Source organism: Psychrobacter sp. I-STPA6b (assembly GCF_020662265.1).
Taxonomy (GTDB): Bacteria; Pseudomonadota; Gammaproteobacteria; order Pseudomonadales; family Moraxellaceae; genus Psychrobacter.
In genome coordinates this window covers 1-2,989 of the sequence record NZ_VEWM01000087.1, presented here as the reverse complement: position 1 = coordinate 2,989, position 2,989 = coordinate 1, and the positions used below count along the sequence as shown (strand labels likewise).

General features: G+C 50.6%; 1 protein-coding gene. It reads right to left on the bottom strand.

Going from position 1 to position 2,989, the window contains the following annotated elements; all coding sequences use genetic code 11:
• Window positions 1-2,989: hypothetical protein (locus FHK88_RS14545; RefSeq protein WP_227430929.1), on the bottom strand; the 2,989-nt coding region annotated here is incomplete at both ends.

Below are 2,989 nucleotides of genomic sequence, written 5' to 3'. Positions count from 1 at the left end.
TTCCAAAGCGAGGGCTAACAATAACTTGAAGTTGTCCTTGCTGTTCCTTCTCTCTCTCTCTTTCTTTTCCTTTCTTCCTCCTCTTCCTTTCTTTTTTTTTCTCTTTTTCCTCCCTCTTTTGCTCTCCCCCCTCCCCTTTCTTCTTCTTCCTCTCTTCCCTTTCTCCCTCTCTTCCCTCCTTCCTCTTTTTTCCTCTTTTCTTTTTTCTCCCCTTCCCCCCTTCTTTTTTCTCTTTTTCTCCTTCTCTTTCTCCTTTCTTCTTTTTTTTTCTTTTTTTCCCCTCTCTTCCCCTCCCCTTTCCCTTTCCTCCCCCTCCTCCTCCTCCCCTTCCTTTCTCTCCTTTTTCTTCCCCCTCCCCCTTCTTTTCTCTTCTTCCCTTCTCTTCTCTCCCCCTTTTCTTTTCCCCTCTCCTTTCCCCCCCCCCCTCTCTCCTCTTCCTTCTTCTCCTCTCCTCTCTCTCTCTCCCCTTCTCCCCCTTTCTCCCTTCCTTTTCCTTTTTCTCTCTCTTCTCTTTTTCCCCTTCTTTTCCCCTTTTTTTCTTTTTCCCCTTTTCTCCCCCCTTCTCTCTCCCCCTCTTCCCCCCTCCCTCCTTCTTCTCCCCTTCCCTTTCTTTTTTTCCCCTTTCTCCTTCCCCCTTTTTTTCCTTTTCCCTTTTTTTTTTCTTTCTTTTCCCTTCTTCTTCTTTTTCTTCTTTTCCTTCTCTCCCCTTTTCCCCTCCTCCTTCTCCTCCCTCCTCTCTCTCCCTTTCCCCCTTTCCCCTCTCCTTTCCCTCTTTCCTTCTCTTTCTCTTCCCCCTTTTCCCTCCCCTTTCTCCTTTTCCCCTTCCTTTTCTCCCCTCCTCTTTCCCCTTCCCCTCTTTCCTTCCTCTCCTTTCCCTTCTCCCCCCCCTCTTCTTTCTCCTCTCCCCCCCCTCCTTTTCCCTCCTCCTCTTCTTTCTCTCCCCCCTCCCCTCTCTTTCCCTCCCCCTCTCTCCCCCTCCTCCCCCTTCCCTTTTCCTCCCTTCTCTCCCTTTCCCTTCCCTTTTCCTTCCCCCCCTCCCCCCCTCTTTTCTTCCCCTCTTTTCCTCTCTTCCTCTTCTCCTCTCCTCTCCCCTTTCCCCCTCCCCCTTTCTCTCTTTCCCTCCCTTTCTCCCTCCTTTCTCCCCCCCTCTCTCTTCCCTTCCCCCTTCTCTTCTCTTTCTCTTCCCCTTTTTTTTTTTCCTCCCCCCTCTCCCCTCCCCCTCTCCCCCTTCCCTCCCTCTTTCCTCTCCCCCCTCTTTCCTTTTCCTTCCTTCCCCTTCTTCTTCCCCCCCTTCCCCCCCCCCCTCCTCCCTTCCCCTTTTTTCCTCCTCCTCCTCTTTCTCTTCTTCCCCCCTTTCTTCTCTTTCTCCCTTCCCTCCTCCCTCCTTTCTCTCCTCCCTCCCCCTCTCCTCTCTTTTCTCTTTTTCTTCCTCCTTCTCTTCCTTCTTTCTTTTTTTCCCCTCCTTTTTTCCTTTTTTTTCTTCCTTCTTTTCTCCCTTTTCTCCCTCTTCCTCCCTTTTTTTCCCCCCCTCTTTTTTCCCTTTTTCTTTTCCTCTTCTTTTTCTCCTCTTCCCTTTCCCTCCTTTTTCTTCTTCTTCTTCCCCCCCTTTCTCTCCTCTCCCCCCCTTTCCCTTTTTTTCCTCCTCCTCCCTTTTCTCTCCCTCCTTTTTCCTCCCCTCTTTCTTCCCTCTTCTCCCTCCCCTTTCTTTCTCTTCTTTTTCCCCTCCTTTTCCTTTTCTCTCCCTCCTTTTTTTCCTCTCTTCCCCCCCTTCCCCCTCCTCCTCCCCCTCCTTTCTCTTCTCCTTTCTCCCTTTCTCCTCCTTCCCCCTCCCCCCTTTTTTCCTTTTCCTTCCCTTTTTCCTTCCTCCCTCCTCTTTTCCCCCCCCTCTCTTCCTTTCCTTCCTCCCCTTCTTCTTTTTCTTCTTCTTTTCTTCTCTTCTTCTCCTCTCTCCCCTCCTTTTTTCTTTTCTTTCCCTTTTCCTCCCCCTTCTTTTTCTCCCCTTCTTTCTCTTCTCTTTTCCTCCTCTTCCCCCTTTCCCCCCTTTCTTCCCCCTCTTTTTCCTCTCTTTTTTCTTCTTCTCTTCCTTCTTCTTCCTCTTTTCTTCTTTTTTCTCCCCTTTCTCTTTCCCTTCCTTTCCTTTCCCCTCTTTTTTTTTTTCTTCCTCTTTTTCCTCCCCCCTTTTCTTCCCTTTCTTTCTCTCTTCCTCCTTCCCTTTCCTCCCCCTTTCTTTCTTTTTTCCCTCTCTCCCTTCCTTCTTTCCTCTTTCCTTCCCCTCCCCTTTTTTTTTTCCCTCTCCCCCCTTCCCCTTTTTCTTTCTTTTCCTCTTCCCTTCTTTTTTCTTTCCTCCTCCTCCCCTCCCCTTCCCTCCCTTTTCTTTTCCCTCCCCCTTTTTCCCTCTTCTCCTTCCTTTCTCTCCTTTCTTTCTTTTTCTCTTCCTCTTCTCTCCCCCCCTTTTTTTCTCTCCCTCTTCCCCCCTCCCTTTTCTCCTCTTCTCCTTCCCTTTCCCCTTTTTCCTTTTTTTCCTTCCCCTCCTCCTCCTCCCCCTTTTTTCCCCCCTTCCTCTTTTCTCTCTTTTCCCTCCTTTTCCCCTCCTCTCCTCTTTTTTCCTCTTCCTTCTTCTCCCCCCCTTTCCCTCTCTTTTTCTCCCTTTCCTCTCCTTTCTCTTCCCTCTCTCCCTCCCTTTTCTTCTTTTCTCTTCCCTCTTTCTTCCCTTCCCTTTCTCCCCTTCTCCCCCCTCCTTTCCCTCCCCTCCTCCTCTCTCCCCTCCCCCCCTCTCCCTTCCTCCTCTTTCCCTTTTTTCCCCCTTCTTCTCTTCCTTTTCCTCCTCCCCTTCCTCCCCCTTCCCTTTTTTCTCCCCTTTCTCCTTCCTTCTTCCTTCCCCCTCCTCCTCCTCCCCCCTCCCCTCCTTCTTTCCCCCCTTCTCCTCCCCCTTCTCCTTTCCCTCTTCTCTCCCCTCTTTCTCTTCTCCCCCTCTCCTCTCCCCCTCTCC